This is a genomic window from Ensifer adhaerens (assembly GCF_020035535.1).
Classification (GTDB): domain Bacteria; phylum Pseudomonadota; class Alphaproteobacteria; order Rhizobiales; family Rhizobiaceae; genus Ensifer.
Window position 1 is genome coordinate 2956003 of the sequence record NZ_CP083350.1, and the last position, 18722, is coordinate 2974724.

Annotated in this window: 16 protein-coding genes and 1 pseudogene; 10 read left to right on the plus strand and 7 right to left on the minus strand. The window is 61.1% G+C overall.

Going from position 1 to position 18722, the window contains the following annotated elements; translation table 11 throughout:
• Positions 1–16: 16 nt before the first annotated feature.
• Positions 17–1465: a TolC family outer membrane protein gene (locus LAC81_RS33520; RefSeq protein ID WP_419195906.1), complete on the minus strand. Its 1449-nt coding sequence runs from the start codon at positions 1463–1465 to the stop codon at positions 17–19.
• Between the two features lie 359 nt (positions 1466–1824).
• Entirely contained in the window at positions 1825–2586 is a 762-nt protein-coding gene (locus tag LAC81_RS33525; RefSeq protein ID WP_223728903.1) for a GGDEF domain-containing protein, read from the minus strand.
• Positions 2587–3664: 1078 nt separating this feature from the next.
• Between LAC81_RS33525 and LAC81_RS33530 the strand changes: the two genes are divergently transcribed.
• A complete protein-coding gene (locus LAC81_RS33530) occupies positions 3665–3871 on the plus strand; it encodes a hypothetical protein (RefSeq protein WP_113537269.1) in 207 nt (68 codons plus the stop codon).
• A 65-nt stretch (positions 3872–3936) separates the two neighbouring features.
• On the opposite strand, the gene LAC81_RS33535 is transcribed toward LAC81_RS33530, so the two are convergent.
• Positions 3937–4557, minus strand: a complete 621-nt coding sequence (locus LAC81_RS33535) for a pentapeptide repeat-containing protein (RefSeq protein WP_223728904.1) — start codon at positions 4555–4557, stop codon at positions 3937–3939.
• A gap of 164 nt (positions 4558–4721) precedes the next feature.
• Positions 4722–4931 carry a dodecin gene (locus LAC81_RS33540; protein WP_057249612.1) on the minus strand — a complete coding sequence of 70 codons (210 nt, stop codon included), beginning with the start codon at positions 4929–4931 and terminating at the stop codon, positions 4722–4724.
• 418 nt (positions 4932–5349) lie between these two features.
• Here LAC81_RS33540 and LAC81_RS33545 point away from each other — a divergent pair, with 418 nt between their 5' ends.
• From LAC81_RS33545 to LAC81_RS33555, 3 genes and pseudogenes are all read left to right on the plus strand, one after another.
• On the plus strand, positions 5350–6414 hold the full coding sequence (locus tag LAC81_RS33545) for an IS110 family transposase (RefSeq protein WP_223724852.1): 1065 nt from the start codon (positions 5350–5352) through the stop codon (positions 6412–6414).
• 267 nt (positions 6415–6681) lie between these two features.
• A pseudogene (gene metB, locus LAC81_RS33550) lies at positions 6682–7837 on the plus strand (cystathionine gamma-synthase).
• Between the two features lie 144 nt (positions 7838–7981).
• Positions 7982–8311, plus strand: coding sequence for a hypothetical protein (locus tag LAC81_RS33555; RefSeq protein WP_162768721.1), 330 nt, complete (start codon positions 7982–7984; stop codon positions 8309–8311).
• Here the strand turns inward: LAC81_RS33555 and LAC81_RS33560 are convergent.
• Positions 8272–8985, minus strand: coding sequence for a 5-formyltetrahydrofolate cyclo-ligase (locus LAC81_RS33560; protein ID WP_223728905.1), 714 nt, complete (start codon positions 8983–8985; stop codon positions 8272–8274). The genes LAC81_RS33555 and LAC81_RS33560 overlap by 40 nt on opposite strands.
• A gap of 117 nt (positions 8986–9102) precedes the next feature.
• Between LAC81_RS33560 and LAC81_RS33565 the strand changes: the two genes are divergently transcribed.
• On the plus strand, positions 9103–9981 hold the full coding sequence (locus tag LAC81_RS33565; protein ID WP_223728906.1) for a LysR family transcriptional regulator: 879 nt from the start codon (positions 9103–9105) through the stop codon (positions 9979–9981).
• Positions 9982–10014: 33 nt separating this feature from the next.
• Complete coding sequence (locus LAC81_RS33570; protein ID WP_223728907.1) at positions 10015–11136, plus strand: HPP family protein; 1122 nt, start codon at positions 10015–10017, stop codon at positions 11134–11136.
• A 55-nt stretch (positions 11137–11191) separates the two neighbouring features.
• Here the strand turns inward: LAC81_RS33570 and LAC81_RS33575 are convergent, their stop codons facing one another.
• Complete coding sequence (locus LAC81_RS33575) at positions 11192–11449, minus strand: DUF6894 family protein (protein ID WP_113537262.1); 258 nt, start codon at positions 11447–11449, stop codon at positions 11192–11194.
• Positions 11450–11882: 433 nt separating this feature from the next.
• Here LAC81_RS33575 and ric point away from each other — a divergent pair, with 433 nt between their 5' ends.
• From ric to LAC81_RS33590, 3 genes are all read left to right on the plus strand, one after another.
• On the plus strand, positions 11883–12554 hold the full coding sequence (gene ric / locus LAC81_RS33580; protein WP_113537279.1) for an iron-sulfur cluster repair di-iron protein: 672 nt from the start codon (positions 11883–11885) through the stop codon (positions 12552–12554).
• Entirely contained in the window at positions 12554–13738 is a 1185-nt protein-coding gene (locus tag LAC81_RS33585; RefSeq protein ID WP_223728908.1) for an NnrS family protein, read from the plus strand. Before ric ends, LAC81_RS33585 begins: the two co-directional genes overlap by 1 nt.
• A 158-nt stretch (positions 13739–13896) precedes the next feature.
• On the plus strand, positions 13897–16221 hold the full coding sequence (locus LAC81_RS33590) for a PBP1A family penicillin-binding protein (RefSeq protein WP_223728909.1): 2325 nt from the start codon (positions 13897–13899) through the stop codon (positions 16219–16221).
• Between the two features lie 155 nt (positions 16222–16376).
• Here LAC81_RS33590 and LAC81_RS33595 read toward each other — a convergent pair whose 3' ends face one another.
• Positions 16377–17306 carry a sugar phosphate isomerase/epimerase family protein gene (locus LAC81_RS33595; protein ID WP_223728910.1) on the minus strand — a complete coding sequence of 310 codons (930 nt, stop codon included), beginning with the start codon at positions 17304–17306 and terminating at the stop codon, positions 16377–16379.
• Between the two features lie 202 nt (positions 17307–17508).
• Between LAC81_RS33595 and LAC81_RS33600 the strand changes: the two genes are divergently transcribed.
• A complete protein-coding gene (locus LAC81_RS33600) occupies positions 17509–18693 on the plus strand; it encodes an extracellular solute-binding protein (protein ID WP_223728911.1) in 1185 nt (394 codons plus the stop codon).
• Positions 18694–18722: the final 29 nt, after the last annotated feature.

Here is an 18722-nt window from a genome sequence, read left to right on the forward strand (position 1 = left end):
ATCCTGACGAGGACTATTATTTCTGCCGAATCGGCGCCAACAAGTCGAGCGGCAAGTCGTTCGTCTGACGCGACGGGACACGGCGATAGGTTTCCGTGGGCGGCGTAGCCGGAACATTGAACTCGTTGCGGGCATAGGCTTCGGCCTGGGCCGGCGCCTTGATCTGCATCGTCGAAAGGAGCTGCCCGGTCGCTGCAAGCAGGCGATACTCGGCGAACAGGGCGGCGTACTGCGAGGTTTTCGCGAGAACGCTGACGTTGAAACGCGAATTCTGCGCGCCGAGCACGTCAAGCAGCGAACGCTGTCCGACCTTGAGCTGTTCGCGATAGGACTCGACGAGCTGGACGTTCATCTGGGCCTGCGCGTTCAGCGTGCGAGAGATCTCGTACTGGCTGTTGCGGCGTTCCCAGGAAATGCGCACGGCTTCCTCGACCTCGCGATGGGCCTGGTGGAAGACCAGCCGCTGTTCGCTTGCACGGCGCATCTGCTCCTGCTCGTTGGCAATATCGATACCGCCACGATAGAGGTTCCACTTGGCGACGATTCGCGCCTGCGCATCCCAGCTGTTGCCGGTCTCGCCGCCGATATCGTTGCCCGTGCGCACGCGCCCTTCCGCGAAGACTTCCGGAAGCATGTTCGAGCGCGCAGCCTTGACCTGCGAGTCGGCAACGCTGATGTCGGAATCGGCAGCCTTGATGCGCGGGTTGTTGCCGCGGGCAATACCGATCGCCGTCTCGAGCGTCTTCGGCAGGACGCCGGCAACCGACTTCGGCATCGACGGTTTCGTCAGCGGCTGGCCGACCAGGCGGTTGAAGCTGATCTTGACGGTTTCAAGCGCTTCTTCTGCTTCCTGCAGACGCGCCTTTGCCGACAACAGGCGCTCACTCGCCTGCTGACGATCGGCGTCGGTCAGGGCGCCACCTGAAATCAGCGAGCTGATGTCCGACAGGATCGACTGGTGCACGCCGACGTTCTTGCGCGCTTCAGCAACGATCTGCTGCTGGAGAATGTACTCGAAGTATTCACGGACGATCTGCAGGCCAATCGTCTCGGACCGCTCAAGGACGCGGAAGGAGGCGCTGTCAACGCGAGCAGCCTGACGCTCCAGCTCGGCGCGTCTGCCACCGCCGTCGAACAGCTTCTGCGTAATCGTCAGACCGACGTCGGAAGGATAAAGTGGATCGTTTTCGATGGAGCCAAGCCGCCGGCTTTCATCTTCAAGATGCTGCACACCTGTCGAAGCTTCCATATCTACGCTCGGCAAGTATAGACCACGCGCTTGACGTAGCTCGAACTCGACAGCCTCGCGGTTCTCGATCGACTGGCCGATCTCCGGGTTCGATTCCATTGCGACCTGAAGCGCTTCCCTAAGCGTCATCGCTTCGGCGGCGCCACCTGCAAATACGGTCGACGCGAGCAGAACGGAAAAAAGCCCACCCTTAAAAGTTTTCCCCACTTTCAATATTATCCCCCTCGCAATCAGTACGTCATGCTGGCTAATCCGAGCGTACGTTACAACTGCCGAAATTTACCGATAGATAATACAGAGGTAATATAAAGCGGCCACCAATTTTGGGGTGGTCCTGCGGCGCTCGGGCCTTTCGCACGGCTATGTTGCAAAAATGGAACATCCGAGCCGCCGCAAGACATTCCGTTAACCCATTGAAATAAAATAAATCACACGCAGCGCATCAAGGCCGTTAGGCACCTCGGATTACTGCAACGTTGCCGTCAGCTCAACGCCCGCGCGAACTAGCCACTGTCTTTTCAGCCACTGCGAGCTAAGCTCGACCGTCTCCCAAGTCGACCCCTACGCCCGGTGATTCACGCGGAAGGCAGCCGGACGAAATCGACGCCCTGGGTTCCTTCGCTGGCAACCATGACCGTCTCGGATGCTGCTGCGCGGCGCAACCGCTCGAGGTCAACGCTGCCGTCAAACAATGCACCGCCAACGCTGAGCGCCAGATCGACCTTGCTGCCGTCGGCAGAGAAGTGTGCGGAAGCCAATGCGTTCGTCAGGCGGATGGAAACCTGCTCAGCGTCCGACTCGCTTGCCCCGATCAAGAGAACATCGAAGCTCGCCGGGCCGGTACGTGCAACGATGTCATCACGGCGCACCGACGTGCTGATCGTGGAGGCGACGAACTGGAGCAGCTCTTCGCTCCAGGCCGGTCCGAAAGCGTCACCGACATCATCGAGGTTGTTGATTCTCAGATGGATGAGCGCACCGTGTAGCTCTTCGCCTGCGCGCTGCCGGCGACGTTCGAGGCCGTTGACCTGCTGTACCAGCCCGCGGCCGGTTACGCAGCCGGTTGTCGCATCGTGGGCAACGACATGGTTTATCTGATTGCGCAGGCGCTGGGCACGTCGAAACTGTGTCGCTGCGAGGACGATCAGCGGTACGCCCATCAGCAGGGAGATCAGGGCGGCGCCAACCATGGCGGCCGCATAGGGCCGATCGACGAGAGCGACCAGGCTGAGATAAACCAAAACCTGCGCGAGTACGACAAAACCAACGATGCCAGCGATGACATATCGCGCGATTCGCCAGTCCCTCTGACCGTTGAACTGTACTTCCCTACGCATGCATCGCTCCCGATTCACCAATGACGATCGGTCTAGCGCGAGTTTATGGATATTCCATTTCCAGGGTACCTACAACTTTATGCAGTACGGAGCATTCCGAGAAAAATGCTCCAAAACGGGATGTCCGACTCGCCGACAGTCATTTGCTGGCCCGTCCTGCAGGCATCGACGGGCCTCCAAGCGCCAGCGGCGAAGAAATGCGATTCGATGCCGGATGTCACCGTATGAAAAGGGGGGCTCGCGCGCAGAAACGCGGCGCGAAGTGATCTTCGGGTCAGCCAGCACATCGCATCTGGAGGGGGCTCACCCGTGCAATTGCAAGAGGGTCGGGAACCCTCCCCGCCTTTCGGCGTTCCTATTCCGCCGGGCGGCTCCGCCCGAAGCTTTAGCGCCACGAAAGGATCCAAAGATGTACGACAGGGAGCGTTGGCCGGAACAAAGGGCATCAACCGGACTGCCGGTCGGAATCATGCTTCTTTCAGCTCTGGCCATAACCGCCTATCTCGCTGTCGGTGGCGCCTTTTCGGACGGTGGGGAACGCGCCGTCGTTTACATTCCCCAAGCTACAGGAAAGTAGTGCGCACGGCGCTGCAACGCGAGGTGGCCTCGTCCACGGTCGTGGGCCTTCAATGCGTGTCGCCATGCGTGAAAACGGGGCGGCTCCTCCTCCGTCCCGTAGTTCACGACAGGCTGAGAATGTCTCTGCAAGCAATGCCGTGAGTGACCGGCAATGAATCCGGCGAGCATCACGGGATACCGCCCATCCGGTGGCCATTCACGAGCGATCAACGTGACAGCGGCTGCCGCCGAAGGCAACGAATCAAACGGATGTCGAACTACTCAATTTGGGTAAGGTCTTCCAAGAATAGCGTAGGCATATTTCCGCCGGTTGTGCAGAGCCGCTTGCCGGTGCAGCGTTTGAAGCGGGGGACTGGGGTCTGCGCAGCGGCGTCTTCATCCGGAAGAGGCAGAGGGCGCTAACACGCATGTGGATCATTCCGAACCTGCACTCGGAGCGCGTCTTCTATGTTTGCCAAATTGGCTATATGCCACAGGCTCGAACCTAGCAGGAGACATCATGGAAACCGTCGAGATCAGCGGCCGCAGCGACTTCGCGCTTTGGGCCATACAGCGCGCCCAGGAAATCGTCACGGCCGAAGGCGCCGCCTTTGCCATGGCCGCTCGCGACATGGATGAAGAGACTCTCGCCGAAACTGCAGCCGCGCTCGGCAAAGCCATCAGCGAAGCCATGCTCGAGGTTTTCGACGGCCTTACAGCCGAGTGATCTGGTCTCTCGGAGCCCCTGGGCACCCGAGGAAGACGGTGCGTCAGCTCCGCTCCTCAAGAGCGTCATTTCCGCCGTACGTCGAGGCCGAGCGCCTCTGCAATGGTGATGGTCTGGTCGATCGTGATGATCGCATCCTTGAGTTGGACATTCTCCGGGTCGATCGCACTGAGGTCGCTGCCCCGGAGGTCACAGGCCGTGAAATCGACACCGTGTAGCCAGGCGCCGGAGAGGTCGACATCCCGCAGCGAGCCGCCTTTGCAGGAGGCGCCTGTCAGGTCCGCTTCCCGCAGGCGGGTGTCCTTGAAGGACGCGCGGCCGAGAGCGGCACCGGGCAAGCCGACGAAGGACCAGTCGCCGCCCGCGACCTGCATTTGATCGAAATCGCAGGCATCGAACATGCTGCCGACGAACTTGCACTCGGTGAAACGGCTGTCGAAGAATTTGCAGGACACGAAGGTACAGTTCACGAACGCGCTCGCCTGATGCGACGAGGCATTGAAGCGGGCGCGCCGGAAGGTGCATTCGTGGAAGACGACGCCAACCGTCTGTGCCTCGGTCAGGTCGAGATCGGTGAACAGAGTGTTCTGGTGACGCTCGCGTTCGATCTGCCGGCCATACCAATCCGCGCCGGCAATGGTGATTTCGGTCTTCGGTGGCGCTTCGCCATATCGTCGTTCAGCCATCATCGATCCATCGCGCTCGGCGCAGCGCCCGCCGCTTCGTCAACCTGCTCGATTGCCTGACGTCAGGACGCCGGCAACGAACTCGCTTTAAGCGAGTGCCATAGCCTATTCAGGTTTGAGGGTCGATGGCACGGCACAAACGCTGGGATCAGCCAGATCCCGCGTCAGTCGTCAATTCGGAACCCGACCTTCATGACCACCTGGTAGTGTGCCACTTCGCCATCCTTGATGTGGCCCCGGATCTGATCGACCTCGAACCATTCGAGATTTCGCATGGTTTTCGAAGCCCGCGCAATCGCCGTTTCGATCGCCTCGGTGACGGAAGACTTCGAACTGCCGACAAGTTCTACTTTCTTGTAGACATGGTCACTCATGACACCCTCCCGGTTGCCTCTGGAAGCTACCGACAAGCCTACAACCAAATCACGAAAACAGCACCTCCGCAGCGAGGTGGAGAATCTTGCACCGCTGGGAACGCATGCTTGCGGCGGCCATCTATCAATCGGTGGTGCAGCCGCCGCCGTTTCGTCCTCTGCCCTACCCATCCCAACCTCGCTTATCACTTGACGTTTGGCAACTATGAGAATGACATTGAGATATCATTCTCAAATTGGGAATGATTCCGGGAGCTTTATCGCAGCAAGCTCAGATCAGGAGGTGGCATGAAAGAGGCCACGCCCGCTGAGAGAACGGATCATTGAGATGGCGATGATGATCGAGGGACAGTCACGCTTCCAGCCTTTCGGCTTATCCTGTTGGGGTTTTGCAGATCTCAACACGGGAGTTGGAAGCATGACTGCGTCCTATGATTACCATATCGGGGTCGACTACCACAAATCCTATAGCCACCTGGTGGTGCAGGACAGCAGCGGTAAGACGCTCAGATCCGGCCGGGTGAAGAACGACCGCCAGTCGCTGGACAGCTTTCTCGAGCGCTACCGCGAGAACAGCCATGCGGTTGTCGAGGCAACCCGCAACTGGATGGTGATGTACGACTGGCTCGACGACATTTGTGATGATGTCGTTCTCGCCCATCCGTTGAAGGTCAAGGCGATCGCCGACGCCAAGATCAAGACCGACAAGATCGACGCGACGGTGCTGGCGCATCTGCTGCGCGCCGATCTGGTGCCGGAGGCTTGGGCACCGAGCGACAAGGCCCGCGCGTTGCGTGTCGCGCTGCGCGAGCGGATGTTTTACGTGCGGCTGCGCACAATGACGAAGAACCGCATCGTCACGGTGTTTGATCGTTATCCGGAGCAGACGGCCCAGTTCAAAAAGCTCGGCGACCTGTTTGGCAAGGCCGGCCGCATCCAGCTGGCGCAGATTGAGCTCTCCGCGATCGACCGCGTCCAGATCGACCGTGGCCTCGCCTTCATCGGCGACATCGATGGGCGGATCAAGCAGTCGGAGACAACGATCCGGGCACTGACCAAGGCCAATGCCAACGTCAAGCTGTTGAAGACGATCCCCGGCATCGGCGAATTCTTCGCCCGGCTGATCGAGGCGGAGATCGACGATATATCCCGCTTTCGCAACCCGAAGAAGCTGGCCGCCTATGCGGGACTGGTGCCGTCGACCTATTCGTCTGGCGGCAAGACCTTCCACGGCAAGATCATCAAGCAGGGCAACAAGTGGCTGCGCTGGGCCTTTGTCGAGGCGGTAACGCCGGCCGTCGCCAGTGATCCTGAGCTGCGCGCCCACTACGAGCACCTGAAGATCAGAGGAACCAACAAGGCGCGCGTGGCGATTGCGCGCAAGCTTTTGACGATCGCCTTCCAGATCCTGCGTGACCAGCGCGCCTATGAGCCGCGCGGCACCCCCATGGAAAGCGCGTCGACGATATCCCGGTTGTCCTGATGTTCGTCTAGCGAGCCCGGCAGGACTGGGCTGCGCTCTTTCAGGAGAATGGGAAACCGGGAGCCGAACGCCACTCTGTGACCGAAGCCAAGGCATCAGGTCACGCATTGGAGACTGGTTCAAGAACCGAAGGACGGAAACAACCGTCCAGCGGAAGGAGCATCTTTAGCCGATCGGCAAAAACGCCGGTCAAAACTGAACCGCACCCAAGGAAAAGCCGCCAGTTCAAGGCGTTTTGCCCCTTGCATTCTTTCATTGGAGACACAGATGGAAATCGGCCCGAGGGACGCACGCACGATCGCAGCGGTCAATGGCATTGCAACCGACAGCGCGTTCGGCGCCGTCACACCTCCCATCTACCTGTCTAGCAATTACGTATTCCCGGCCTTGGAGGCCCCGGAAGCCTTCGAGTATTCCCGCACAGCCAATCCGACCCGGAGCCTGCTTCCGGAAACACTCACCTTGCTTGAGGGCGGCGCCGGCGCGGTCGTGACCTCGTCGGGAATGGCGGCGATCAACCTGCTTCTCGACCAGTTGAACCCGGGACAGAAGGTCGTTGCTCCCCATGATTGTTATGGAGGCGTCTACCGTCTCCTGGCGTCCAGGCAGGCCAAAGGTCATTTCGACGTGCAGTTCGTCGACCAGTCCGATCATGCTTCCGTGGCAAGAGCCTGCTCGCCAACGGTCACACTGGTGCTGATCGAAACACCGAGCAATCCCTTGATGCGGGTCACCGACATCGGCGCCATTGCCGAAATCGCCCATTCCAGGCGCCAAGGTTGCGGTTGACAACACGTTTCTGTCGCCGGCGCTGCAGCGGCCGATCGCGCATGGTGCCGACTTCGTCGTCCACTCCACCACCAAGTATTTGAACGGCCACTCCGATGTTGTCGGTGGCGTCGTCGTTGCTGCCAACGCGGCCGACGTCGAGCCGCTCCGCGACTGGGCGAACCTCACAGGCGTAACCGGGTCTCCCTTCGACAGCTATCTCACGCTGCGTGGCATTCGAAGCCTGTTCGCGCGCATCGAACGACAGCAGATCACCGCGATGGCGCTTGCAGAGTTTCTGGAAGCACAGCCACAGGTCAGTGCCGTTCACTATCCGGGTCTCGCCTCCCATTCGGCGTATGGGTTGGCCTGCAGGCAACAATTGGGGTTCGGCGCCATGCTGAGCTTCGATCTTCATGGTGGCCTCGAGGCAGTACGGCGCTTTGTATCGAACATCAGGCTCATCACACTGGCGGAGTCGCTCGGTGGGGTAGAGAGCCTTATTGGGCACCCGGCCACGATGACCCACGCGTCGATGGGCGCCGAGGCGCGTCTTGCCGCGGGCATCGGCGACGGACTGCTTCGCATGTCCGTCGGTCTCGAAAGCGAACGCGACCTGAAACTCGACCTTGCCCAGGCCTTCACCGCCACGTGATATTGCACAAGGAACGGGCAATCGGGTCCATGTTCGCTGGTTTTTCCCGCAGATCGGGTGCCCCAGCGCGGAAAACACGGCTCCGCGCAGATGGCCCAACTCTTGCTTCACATCATCTGAAACATCCAACCAAGGGATCGTCGGATGATGTGGAGTGGGTTGCTGCTGTCGCTGCTGCTGAGCGTTTCAATGGCCTTCAGCCTGACGGAGTTGAGTTTCGTGCGCAATGGCGGTCGCCAGCAATCGCGTGGCGATGCGGTGCGAGCGACGCTCGCGATGACGGCTGGGTTGACCGCCTTGGGACTGGCATTCAGTCGTCAAGGGCCGTCGCTGGGTGCCATGGCAGTCGTTGCCGGCATAGCGCTCTCATGGCTGGCGGCACGGTTCGCCTCGCGCACCGTTGCTCTCGCCGTTGCCATCCTGTCGCTCGGCTTCTATCTGCAGTTCGCAGAACTTGCACCATTCAGCCCCTGACCAGGACCGCATGAAAGGGTCCGTCCTTCGGTCACGATCGCATCCATCGCGATATCGTGCCATTGTGGTCTGATGCTCTCCATTTTTTGCTGTTCGAAGCCGACGCCGATTACGAATGGCTTCGATTGAAGGACAGCGAGCGTGCGATCGTAATAGCCCCCGCCATAACCCAGGCGAAAACCACTCTCGTCAAACCCGACGAGCGGAGCAATGACGATGGTCGGCTGAACATCCCGTCCGTTGGAGGGAATCGGTATCCCCCAAACACCTTTCTCAAGCGCCTCGCCGGCGCGCCAGGACCGAAAGCCCAGAGGCTTTGCCTTGGCGACCACCACCGGAAGCGCACAGTCTGCACCACGGGCGATCAGCGTGCTCATACACGCGCGCAAATCCGGTTCGCCACGGAACGGCCAATACAAAGAAATCGTTTCGCCTCGAACGTTGGGCAAAAGCTGGTCGAGCGCGGTGACGATGGCGTCTGTGCTTGCCGACCGTTCTGCACTCGGAATGCCCTGCCGCGCGGGTATCAGCCTTTTTCTCTCCAGCTCCCGCCATTGCGCAACCGGGAGCGCTTTCGGAAACTCGATGCCCATATAGACCGGATCCACCTCATGCATCAGGCACGGCGGTGACGAAAAGCCCGGCGGAATATCGTCCTCATCAGGCGTGCACATGATCGACGGCCTTTCTCCGTTTCCGGGAATGTTTCGAACGCAGTTTCACCGGATCACCTTGATTATCGTTTCCAATTCGAGAACAATAAAGCAGCTTCATTCCTTTCGCAGATAAAAATGGACTTCACGACCCTTGAGATCTTCCTTCTGGTCGCCGAGCGCACCAGCGTGACCCGTGCTGCCGCCGAGATTGGCCGTGCACCATCCAACGTCACCAACCGAATTCGCGCACTCGAGGAAGAATTGGGCGCCTGTCTGTTCAACCGCGACGCCAAGAAGATGACGCTGACGCGCGAGGGGCGCGTTTTCCGATCCTATGCCAGCCGGCTGGTGGCGCTCGCGGACGAGGCGCGCAACGCGCTAAAGCCGACGGCTATGCCGGATATTTTGCGGCTGGGTAGCATGGAGAGTACCGCCGCCAGCCGTCTGCCGCCGGTTCTGCAGACGATCAACCGAGCGCACCCGAGCTTGGCGCTGAGGCTCACCATGGGGTCAACGGAGGAGCTGACCCGGGCCGTGGTCGCGGAAGAAATCGACTGCGCTCTGATCGCTCGTTTACCAGGTGATATCGCGATACCGGGATCCGACTTTCTCAAGGAACTCGATAGCGATCCGATCTACCGCGAAGACGTGTTGATCGTCCTGCCCGCATCGCATCCGCCGATTAAGACCGCACTCGACGTGCGCGTGAATTGGCTGGCGGCACTCGAACCCGGATGCACCTATCGTCGTGTCGCAGAGCAATGGGCACGGTCGTCGACAACGATTGCGACGAAGGAGGTTTCCTCCTATCACGCCATACTGGCGAGCGTTGCAGCCGGCGATGCGATCGGTGTCGTGCCTCGATCGGTGTTTGAACTGATGGACTGGCCGGGCGCTGCTCAGATCCATTCCTTGAGCGAGATTCAGACGCTGCTGGTCTATCGCAAGGAGGCCCCGTCGCCTGCGATCGACATCCTGCGCCGCGCACTGCTTGCCGATGCTGGCGTCCACTGAAAATATCGACCACGCACTGCCACAGGTGACTGCATGACCAATTCGCCCAATCCAACGCCCTCGCAACCACCGGGCCGTCGTTTCTTCGCGCCGATCCTGGCGGGCGCGACATTGAGAGAGCGCCTGATTGCGTGCGTCGGAGCGTTGGTCGGCATCCTCCTGACTGGCATGATCAGTGGCAGTATCTTTGGTGGCGGTGCCAGCCTCCCGTTGATCGTGGCGCCGATGGGCGCATCCGCGGTTCTGCTCTTTGCGGTTCCGGCGAGCCCGCTTGCCCAGCCATGGTCGATCGTCGGCGGCAATACGATCTCCGCGTTCGTCGGCGTCCTGTGCGCGATGTTCGTGCCGGACCCGTTGATCGCAACCGGTCTTGCGGTGGCGATAGCGATTGCGGTGATGTCGTTTACCCGTTGCCTGCACCCGCCAGGCGGCGCTGCGGCACTGACTGCGGTGCTCGGCGGACCCGTCGTTGCAAGTTGGGGGCTTCTCTTCCCGCTGGTGCCTGTCGCCCTCAATTCGTTCCTGCTGGTGGCGCTGGGGATCCTGTTTCACAAACTGGCGAGACGAAACTACCCGCACGTCGTCGCGCCGCCGGCAAATACGCACGCAACGATCGATCCGCCAGCCAGCCGCCGGGTCGGTTTCACCGGTGCAGATGTCGACGCCGCGCTTGAAGCGCTGGACGAAACGTTCGACATTAGCCGCGAGGACCTCGATCGCGTGCTGCGCCAGGTGGAATTGCAGGCGGCAATCCGGGCGACGCCTCACATTCTATGCCGGGATATCATGTCGCGCGACGTCATCTGCGTCCATCAGGACGACAGCAGCGAGGACGCACGCTCCTTGCTTCTCAAGCACAATATCCGCGCCCTTCCCGTGAAGGATGGGAACGAGAGGCTTGTTGGCACAGTTGGGCTCAGGGAGTTGACCGAGCCCGGTGCCACTGTCGGCAGCAACCTCGCGGCGCCAGTGGTCGCTCGCGCTGACGAGCGCGCGATGAGCCTGCTGCCGGCACTGACCAGCGGAGCGATTCATGCGGTCATCATCGTCGATGAAGACCATCACGTGTTGGGACTGATCTCGCAAACTGACCTGTTGGCGGCGGCGGCGCGCGCCCTGTTCGACCATAATGCAGGCCATGAACAGGCTGCGTAGGCTTCGCTTCGGCCCACCCAGGACGGGCCACATCCCGAGCCAGATCGGCAAGGGCTCAATGCAACGAGACTTGCCGTGTGGGTTCTCTCACATGATGCACCAAAGGCGCGTCTCGCGATATCAGCCGCGCAACCAGACGCCCCGACGCCGTGACCACATCGATGACAGCGTCGTGATAGTCGTCATCCTTGGTCAACTCATCGACAATCCTCTGGCCATAGGCGACAGCTGGACCGTCTGACGGATATTTCCGGCCAACTTCGTCGCGGCTGACGACGCCTGCTGCATAGATGTTGAACAGATAGCGGCGCATGATATTCCACTCCTTACGGGATGCCGCGTCGTCTCTGGCCAATCTGAAGCAACCGAAAGCGCTATCAACGGCATTGCGAGGGTTTGAAATGACCCTGCAAAATATCGCGAGCTCATCTCCTTGTCGCGTGACCCGAGCGTGACATTTACTTTCCGTTAAGCGTCATCTCTCTCGCCGCATCGGGCGGAACCAACCGGCACGACAAATCGGCGCGCGAACCGATATGCGGCACGGACTGTTTGCGCCGGCACAAAGACGAAGGTTCTCCCCCCACCTAGACAAGAACGACCTCTGCGTCGCACGACCGCCCGAAAGTCTGCCGGCGCAGGACGGGGAATATGCGTTGCCGCCAATCGCAGACGATTTCAGTGCGTTCGAGGTCGTTCTGGCGTCGCGCGGATCCCGTCAGCAAGCATCCAACAAGGAACAGATGATGACCGCTCTCAACCTCGAAAGCACAGTCGCCACGATCGCAGCCGAACTACCGGGGGCCGCGGAACTCTTCCGCCGTTACGGCATCAGCTTCTGTTGCGGTGGCAAGATGTTGCTGTCTGAAGCCGCGCTCAAGGCCGGCATCGCCCCTTCGGCGCTGCTGACGGAACTGGAAGCGCTTGAGCGTTCCGCAAGTCGAGATGCACCCGAGGAGACTGCCGATCTGATCACGCATCTCCTTCACCGGTACCATCAAACGCATCGTGCTGAGCTGACCTGGCTGATCCCGCTTGCCCAGAAGGTGGAGCGCGTCCACGGCGGCCATCCGTCGGCACCGATCGGGCTTTCCCAGGCCCTTGAGGCACTACGGGACGAGCTTGAAAGCCACATGATGAAGGAAGAGCTCGTCCTCTTCCCGATGATGCAGCGTGGCGACAACGAGGCGATCTCCTATCCGATCACGCAGATGCGGCGCGAGCACGACGACGAGGTGGAACATCTAAGAACGATCGAGCATGTCACTCACGGGCTTTCCCTGCCGGAGGGTGCATGCGGTTCGTGGACCGCACTTTATACCGGGTTGCGTAAACTCACCGACGATCTCGTCACGCACATGCATCTCGAAAATTCCGTCCTGTTTCCGCGCTTCGAGGCCGGCCCCCAGACGGTTTGATGATCTCACCGCCAAAGGCGTCGACTTCGGTCTGGCAGGCGCCACACCGACCCCTCTTCTTTCTGGCGGGTCTATGGGGGCTCGTTACGCCTGTGGTCTGGCTTCTTCCCGATGGGATCGGGCCGGACAAGGCTGACTGGCATCGCCACGAGCTTCTCTTCGGCATGGCCGGGGCGGCAGCGGGAGGCTACCTGCTGACTGCCCTGCCCGCCTGGACAAAGAAGGGCCCGGTCTCACCTGAAGTCACGATGTTGGCGACCGTTCTCTGGTGCGCGGCCCGTCTGGCGACGGCGTTTTCGGCTTGTCTGCCGATCGTCGCCACCGCAATCGGGATGTCTGCCTACTTCGTGCTCATCGCGGCGGTTCTCTTCCGTGGCGTTGTGTCTGGTGGAGCAGCGCACCGGTTCTGGGCGCCGTTCGCGATGGCGCTGATTGGCGTGTTGAGCCTCCTGTGGCGGTTCGGAGAACCGGGCCCAGCCGACGGCGTGCCGCGGATTTTCCTCGTCTTGATTATCCTGATCGGCGGTCGTGCGGCGCCGGCTTTCACACGCTCCTGGCTCGAACGGTCCGGCGAGGCCGGTCTCGTTCGGGATCAGGCCGGACTTTCGTACCTCGCAATTGGCGGGATCTTCGCGGCGACCGGCTTCAACGCCGCCGGACAATCGACGGCAGAGGGCATCGCGCTGGTGTTGTCCGGCCTGGCGCTCGCTTCGCAAATGCGCGGTTGGCAAAGCCTCAGAGCCCGAGGCTATCCGGCACTCTTCATTCTGCATCTGGCTTTTGCCTGGACGCCGGCGGCTTGTCTGCTCATCGGCTTCGCGATCATGTATCCAGATCGGCTGTCCCCGGCGGCTGCCGCGCATGCGGCAACCATGGGGGCAATGGGAACGATGATGGCGGCACTCATGATGCGTGCGGCGATGGTCCGCGACGAAGGCTTGCTCATACTTGACCGCAAGATGGCATGCGCCTTCACGCTTATCTGTTTTGCCACGATGATCCGGGTTCCCGCCGATTGGATCGGCAGCGCCTATTTCGATCCCATAGCCGCCGCGGCTGCATGCTGGATGTTGGCATGGGCCCTGTTTCTTGTCGCCTTTGCACCGGCAATACGCGGTCCCGTTCCCAGACCAGTCCTCAGCGCTGACAGAGCGCGGCCGCCGCAGGCCGAACCCGTACAATAAGTTTTGCGGGAGCTCTTTCGAACCCGCCGGGCCACCGTTTCGAGGGCGATTTTCTCTGTTGGAAACATCTGCCCGGCAGCCAATTCCATAATGCATCAAGAACATTGTCAGGCCACAAGGTCGCGCTAGATTCCGGAATATCCTTTTAGCGGTTACCGATGCCACGCCCTCCCAAGACCTCGACCCAAATTGCCAACACCACCCGTAAAGGTGCCGATCACCCCGAGAACTCGGAATCGACTGTCGAGCATGTCGAGCTCCGGACGGGCGCTCCGGCTCCGTCGGACGAACCCGGTCAATCGGCGGAACCGACCTCTCCCCCGACACCCTTCGGTCAAAGCGGACAGGCAGCTCGCCATCTGCTGCGTGCGCTCGGCCACGATTTGAAGGTGGGCTCGACCTTTGCCGGTGAGAAGGCCAAGCTCGCGGCATCCCATCTTAAAGCGAGGTTCGGGCCTTCGAATGGAGACGACGCGGCGCCTGCCGTCGTCGACGGTCCCCGCGAGCGGTTCGTGGCTGCCCTGGCGAACGTCGGCAGCCGACTTCGCAATCTACGCAAAAAGCCCTCCAAAGATCGCCCGAACACCTCCGCGAGGTCAAGCAGCTGGAAGATTGTCATAGGTCTGGCTCTCCTCGCCTGCCTCCTTCTTCCGGGAAGTGTGCTCATCTGGGCGCTGAAGGATGTCCCCTGGAGTGAGATCCGGGATGGAACCCTCAAGCCCATCGTAGTGCTGGAAACGGCGGACGGAGGACCGCTGGTGCGGCAAGGGCCCTATCAAGGGCCTTATGCACAATTCGATCAACTCCCGCCGCAACTGATCGATGCCGTGCTGTCGATCGAAGACCGCCGGTTCATGGACCATTTCGGGGTCGATGTCAGGGGAATTGGTCGGGCGCTGGTCCGGAACTTCGAAGCCGGTTCGGTGGTCGAGGGTGGTAGCACCATCACCCAGCAGTTGATCAAGCTGCAATATCTCGACAGCGATCGAACGATAAAGCGAAAGATACAGGAGTTCGTGATCGCGCTTTGGCTGGAGTGGAAACTCGGCAAGCAGGAAATTCTGACACGCTACCTCAACAGCGCCTATCTCGGCGCCGGCGCGACTGGCATGCCCGCGGCCGCGCGGATCTATTTCAACAAGGACATCGGCGCACTCAATCTGCCGGAATCCGCGATGCTGGCCGGGTTGTTGCGGGCACCGAGCCAGTGGAACCCGATCGACAATTTTGACGGTGCACGGCAACGCACGGCTGTCGTGCTCGACACGATGGTCGCCAATGGCAAAATCACCGCAACCGAGGCAGCCGATGTCAAGGCGAGCTTCGCCACGCTTCACCCGACGGCACCCACACCCCGTTCAGGCAGCTGGTTTGCCGACTGGGTCTCGCCGCAGGTAAGCGAAATCGCGGGCGCATCTCCGGGTTCAACGACGGTTCGCACGACACTGTCCCCGCAGTTGCAACAGATCGCTGAACGGGTCGTGAGGAATGCTCTGGACACCGAAGGAAAGAAGGTGGGCGCTTCCCAGGCGGCCTTGGTGGCGATGACGCCGGACGGTGCCGTCGTCGCCATGGTCGGCGGTCGTGACTACAAGCAAAGCCAGTTTAACCGCGCGGTCACGGCGAAGCGGCAACCGGGCTCCACGTTCAAGCTTTTCGTCTACTATGCGGCCCTGAAGGCCGGGCTTACCCTGAACGATCAGGTCCTGGACGCGCCGATCGACATCAACGGCTGGTCGCCGGAAAACTCCAGCGGCGGCTATCGCGGCTGGGTCACGATTGCCGAGGCGTTCGCCCGGTCGCTGAATGCGCCGACGGTGGCGCTTGCGCAGGAGGTGGGGCTCGACAAGGTGATCGCCGCTGCCCGCGAACTCGGCATAAGCGCGCCGCTCGCCAACACACCGTCGCTGGCGCTCGGCACGTCGGAGGTGAGTTTGCTTGATCTCACCAGCGCCTATGCCTCCGTCCACCTCGGCAAGGCTCCCGTGGAGCCCTGGGGCATCATCGATTTCCAGGCGGCCGCACAGCCGGAGGCGTTTCGTGTCGGCGCACAGACCGCGCCTTCCATTGATCTATCCGCTTACCAACCCGATCTCGTTGGCCTTCTGCAGCTGGTTGTCGAGCGCGGAACTGGGCGTGGAGCAGCGCCCGGCGCCTTTGCGGCCGGAAAGACCGGCACCAGCCAGAACAATCGCGATGCCTGGTTCGTCGGCTTTACCGAACCACTGGTCGCCGGCGTATGGGTTGGCAATGACGACGACACCCCGATGAAGGGGGTAACCGGTGGGGCCTTGCCGGCGCACATCTGGCGGGACTTCATGCGGGAAGCGATGCAGGCACCCGCGGCAGGAACGCTCGTCGAAAGCCCGGCTAACCCGCAGTCTTGCAATATCACGGCCTGCTCCCGCAACTATCGTTCCTTCCGGCCGTCGGACTGCACCTACCAGCCCTATTACGGCGAACGGCGGCTTTGCGAAAAGTGAGCTTCGCTTTGGCATAATCTGCCCCCTGGAACAGGAAGCAGGAAGCCGTGAGCGTGCTGGCGAATATAGTCGGCCGTGCTTTGCTGGCCAATCCCCCACCGGGCGGTACCGCACCGAGGAATTCGTCGGTGCGGACGCCGGCAAGGTTGCTGAAATCAAGCCGCGGCCGCAGTGCGGCCAATTCGCGCGGAACGGGCGTGGCCTCGTGTTGCCTCGATGCACTCCTGCGCCGCATACCAGTAGCGCTGGTTGAGCTCGATGTTGAAAAGCACGCCTTCGGGAAAGATGCACTCTGCCATGAGCGCCTGCCACGGCATATCGCCCCAGCCGACCGGCAGGTGGAGATCGCCATGGCCATAGGCAAGCCGCTCGCCTTCCGTATACATCCAGATATCGTCCTGGCGGCCGAAGCTGTCATGAACGTGCAGATGCTTGGCGTAGGGCGCCAATGCCGCAATCTCGGCGACGAAACCGTCGCGATTGCCGTCAAAATCGAGTTTCAGATAGGAGTGGCTGAAATCGATGGTCGCCATGACATTGTCGTGTGCGATGGCGGCAAGCTCCGTGGCGAGCCGGCTCGGAGACGAGGCATAGCCGTCCCCCTTGAAGTCTGCAAACAGTGTTTCGACGCACAGGATCAGGCCATGCTGTCGCGCCAGGTCGCCAGCCTTCGAGAGTGCGTGGCGCTGCCGTTCATACGCAGCCTCGGTGCCCGCAGCCTGCTGGCGCAGGGCCAGGCCGGAATGCATCACATAATGTTCGGCCCCAATTTCGGCCGCGACCTCCAGAGAAGCTTCCAGGACCTCGAAGTGGCGCGGCAGGCGCCAGGCCTCGTCCATGAAATTGATGGCGAGTGGACCGTGGACGGAATAGAGAACATCGCGGCCACGGCAAGCATTGAGCAAGGCGGCAAGTTGCGGCCTGCGGACGCGCCCGCCGACGACAACATCGAGATCGAAGGTTGGAATCTCGATCGAGTCCACACCCAGCGCCTCGATCATGTCCAGCTCGGCGCCGAAGTCCGAGAGGTCAGCCGCCCTCCTGTGTGCCGAAATGCCGATACCCTTTACGCCAGCGGATGTCATCGTTCCAAACCTTTCATGGGAAACAAGCCAGGAGGTGGTTGCGGACCGCCCCCTGAATTTGGTCCTCCGGCTAGTGGCCGAATATGTCAGTCCGCCGACAAACAAATGACCGTTCGATGAAGATTGCAGCAAAGGGTACATACCTTTGACCGACCCCTATTTTGGCACGGTCTCCTTTGCATGACTGTCACAGAGCAACCCTATGAGCGGAGCCCAGCAGGCGGCCGATCCCCCGGCCGTCACCAAGGAGAGCTCCCCGATGATGCCTGTTAGCCGACGTAGACTGATGAAGAGTGCGGCCGCCGTTGCCGGCCTGTCGCTCGCAGCCCCGTTCGTATCCCGCGTGGGCTATGCCGCCGGATCCTCGGGTAGCGTGAACATCTTCGCCTGGGCGGGCTACATTTCGGACGAAATGCTGGCGGCGTTCGAGAAAGACACCGGCATCAAGCCGGTCTACACGCCCTATGGCACCAACGACGAACTGCTCAACCAGATGCGTGCGAGCAACGGTACCGGCTACGATATCATCTGGCCGGCCGTCGACCGTGTGCCGAACTACGTCGAACTGGGCCTCATCCAGCCGATCGACGAGACGAAGGTGCTCTGGGACCGCGTGCTCGTCAGTGCCGCAAAGGGTTCGGAGACGCTTGGTGCCGTCGTTGGCGGAAAGCGTTATCAGGTCCCGACCGATTGGGGCACCGAGGCCATCAGCTTCGACAAGAACACCGCGCCGCTCGAATATGGCGCTGCTTCCTATGGCGACATCTGGAAGCCCGAAATGGCCGGGAAGGCCACCGTCCGCGGCCATTCCGGCCTCGTTGGCCTGGGTCTCTGGCTGGAGGTGCAGGGCAAGCTGCCGAAGCCGATGCGCGACAGCTTCAAGGATGAAGCGACGATGCGCGCGAACTACGACGTCATCCTCGCCGAGGCCATTCAGCGCAAGGGCAACATCGCGCAGTTCTGGTCGAACGAAAACGAGGCCCAGGGCGCCTTCCGCGCCAATGGCGTCACCATCGGCCAGACCTGGGATTCGTCAGCCGCCGGCCTGGCCAAGGAAGGCCTGCCGATCGGTTTCGTCGCACCGAAGGAAGGTGCCCTGACCTGGATGGAGGGCGTCTCCATCCCCGTCGGCACAACCAACGTCGAACAGGCCTACGCCTTCCTGAACTGGGTGCTGACGCCGGAAGCCGGCGCGCTCTACGCCAACCACACCTCGATCAACACCACGGCCGTTGGTGCTGAGAAGTTCCTTTCCGAAGCGTCGCGCAACTTCTTTGCAGCGGCCTATCCGGGCGATGCGCTGGAGAAGCTCTGGTGGTGGCCGGTGCAGGAGAACTGGTTCGTCGCACTGCGCAACGAATACCAGGACAAGTTCCTTTCCGCCTAAGCGGGCGAACACCAGACGGCGGGGGCTTG

Bases quoted from the DNA above. Each gene is read 5' to 3' on its own strand.
- LAC81_RS33555 (WP_162768721.1), top strand. From the start codon at position 7,982: ATGATGTGGAGTGGGTTGCTGCTGTCGCTGCTGCTGAGCGTTTCAATG.
- LAC81_RS33590 (WP_223728909.1), top strand. From the start codon at position 13,897: ATGCCACGCCCTCCCAAGACCTCGACCCAAATTGCCAACACCACCCGT.
- LAC81_RS33560 (WP_223728905.1), bottom strand. From the start codon at position 8,985: ATGTGCACGCCTGATGAGGACGATATTCCGCCGGGCTTTTCGTCACCG.
- LAC81_RS33545 (WP_223724852.1), top strand. From the start codon at position 5,350: ATGACTGCGTCCTATGATTACCATATCGGGGTCGACTACCACAAATCC.
- LAC81_RS33540 (WP_057249612.1), bottom strand. From the start codon at position 4,931: ATGAGTGACCATGTCTACAAGAAAGTAGAACTTGTCGGCAGTTCGAAG.
- LAC81_RS33535 (WP_223728904.1), bottom strand. From the start codon at position 4,557: ATGGCTGAACGACGATATGGCGAAGCGCCACCGAAGACCGAAATCACC.
- LAC81_RS33565 (WP_223728906.1), top strand. From the start codon at position 9,103: ATGGACTTCACGACCCTTGAGATCTTCCTTCTGGTCGCCGAGCGCACC.
- LAC81_RS33575 (WP_113537262.1), bottom strand. From the start codon at position 11,449: ATGCGCCGCTATCTGTTCAACATCTATGCAGCAGGCGTCGTCAGCCGC.
- LAC81_RS33600 (WP_223728911.1), top strand. From the start codon at position 17,509: ATGAGCGGAGCCCAGCAGGCGGCCGATCCCCCGGCCGTCACCAAGGAG.
- ric (WP_113537279.1), top strand. From the start codon at position 11,883: ATGACCGCTCTCAACCTCGAAAGCACAGTCGCCACGATCGCAGCCGAA.
- LAC81_RS33530 (WP_113537269.1), top strand. From the start codon at position 3,665: ATGGAAACCGTCGAGATCAGCGGCCGCAGCGACTTCGCGCTTTGGGCC.
- LAC81_RS33595 (WP_223728910.1), bottom strand. From the start codon at position 17,306: ATGACATCCGCTGGCGTAAAGGGTATCGGCATTTCGGCACACAGGAGG.
- LAC81_RS33525 (WP_223728903.1), bottom strand. From the start codon at position 2,586: ATGCGTAGGGAAGTACAGTTCAACGGTCAGAGGGACTGGCGAATCGCG.
- LAC81_RS33585 (WP_223728908.1), top strand. From the start codon at position 12,554: ATGATCTCACCGCCAAAGGCGTCGACTTCGGTCTGGCAGGCGCCACAC.
- LAC81_RS33570 (WP_223728907.1), top strand. From the start codon at position 10,015: ATGACCAATTCGCCCAATCCAACGCCCTCGCAACCACCGGGCCGTCGT.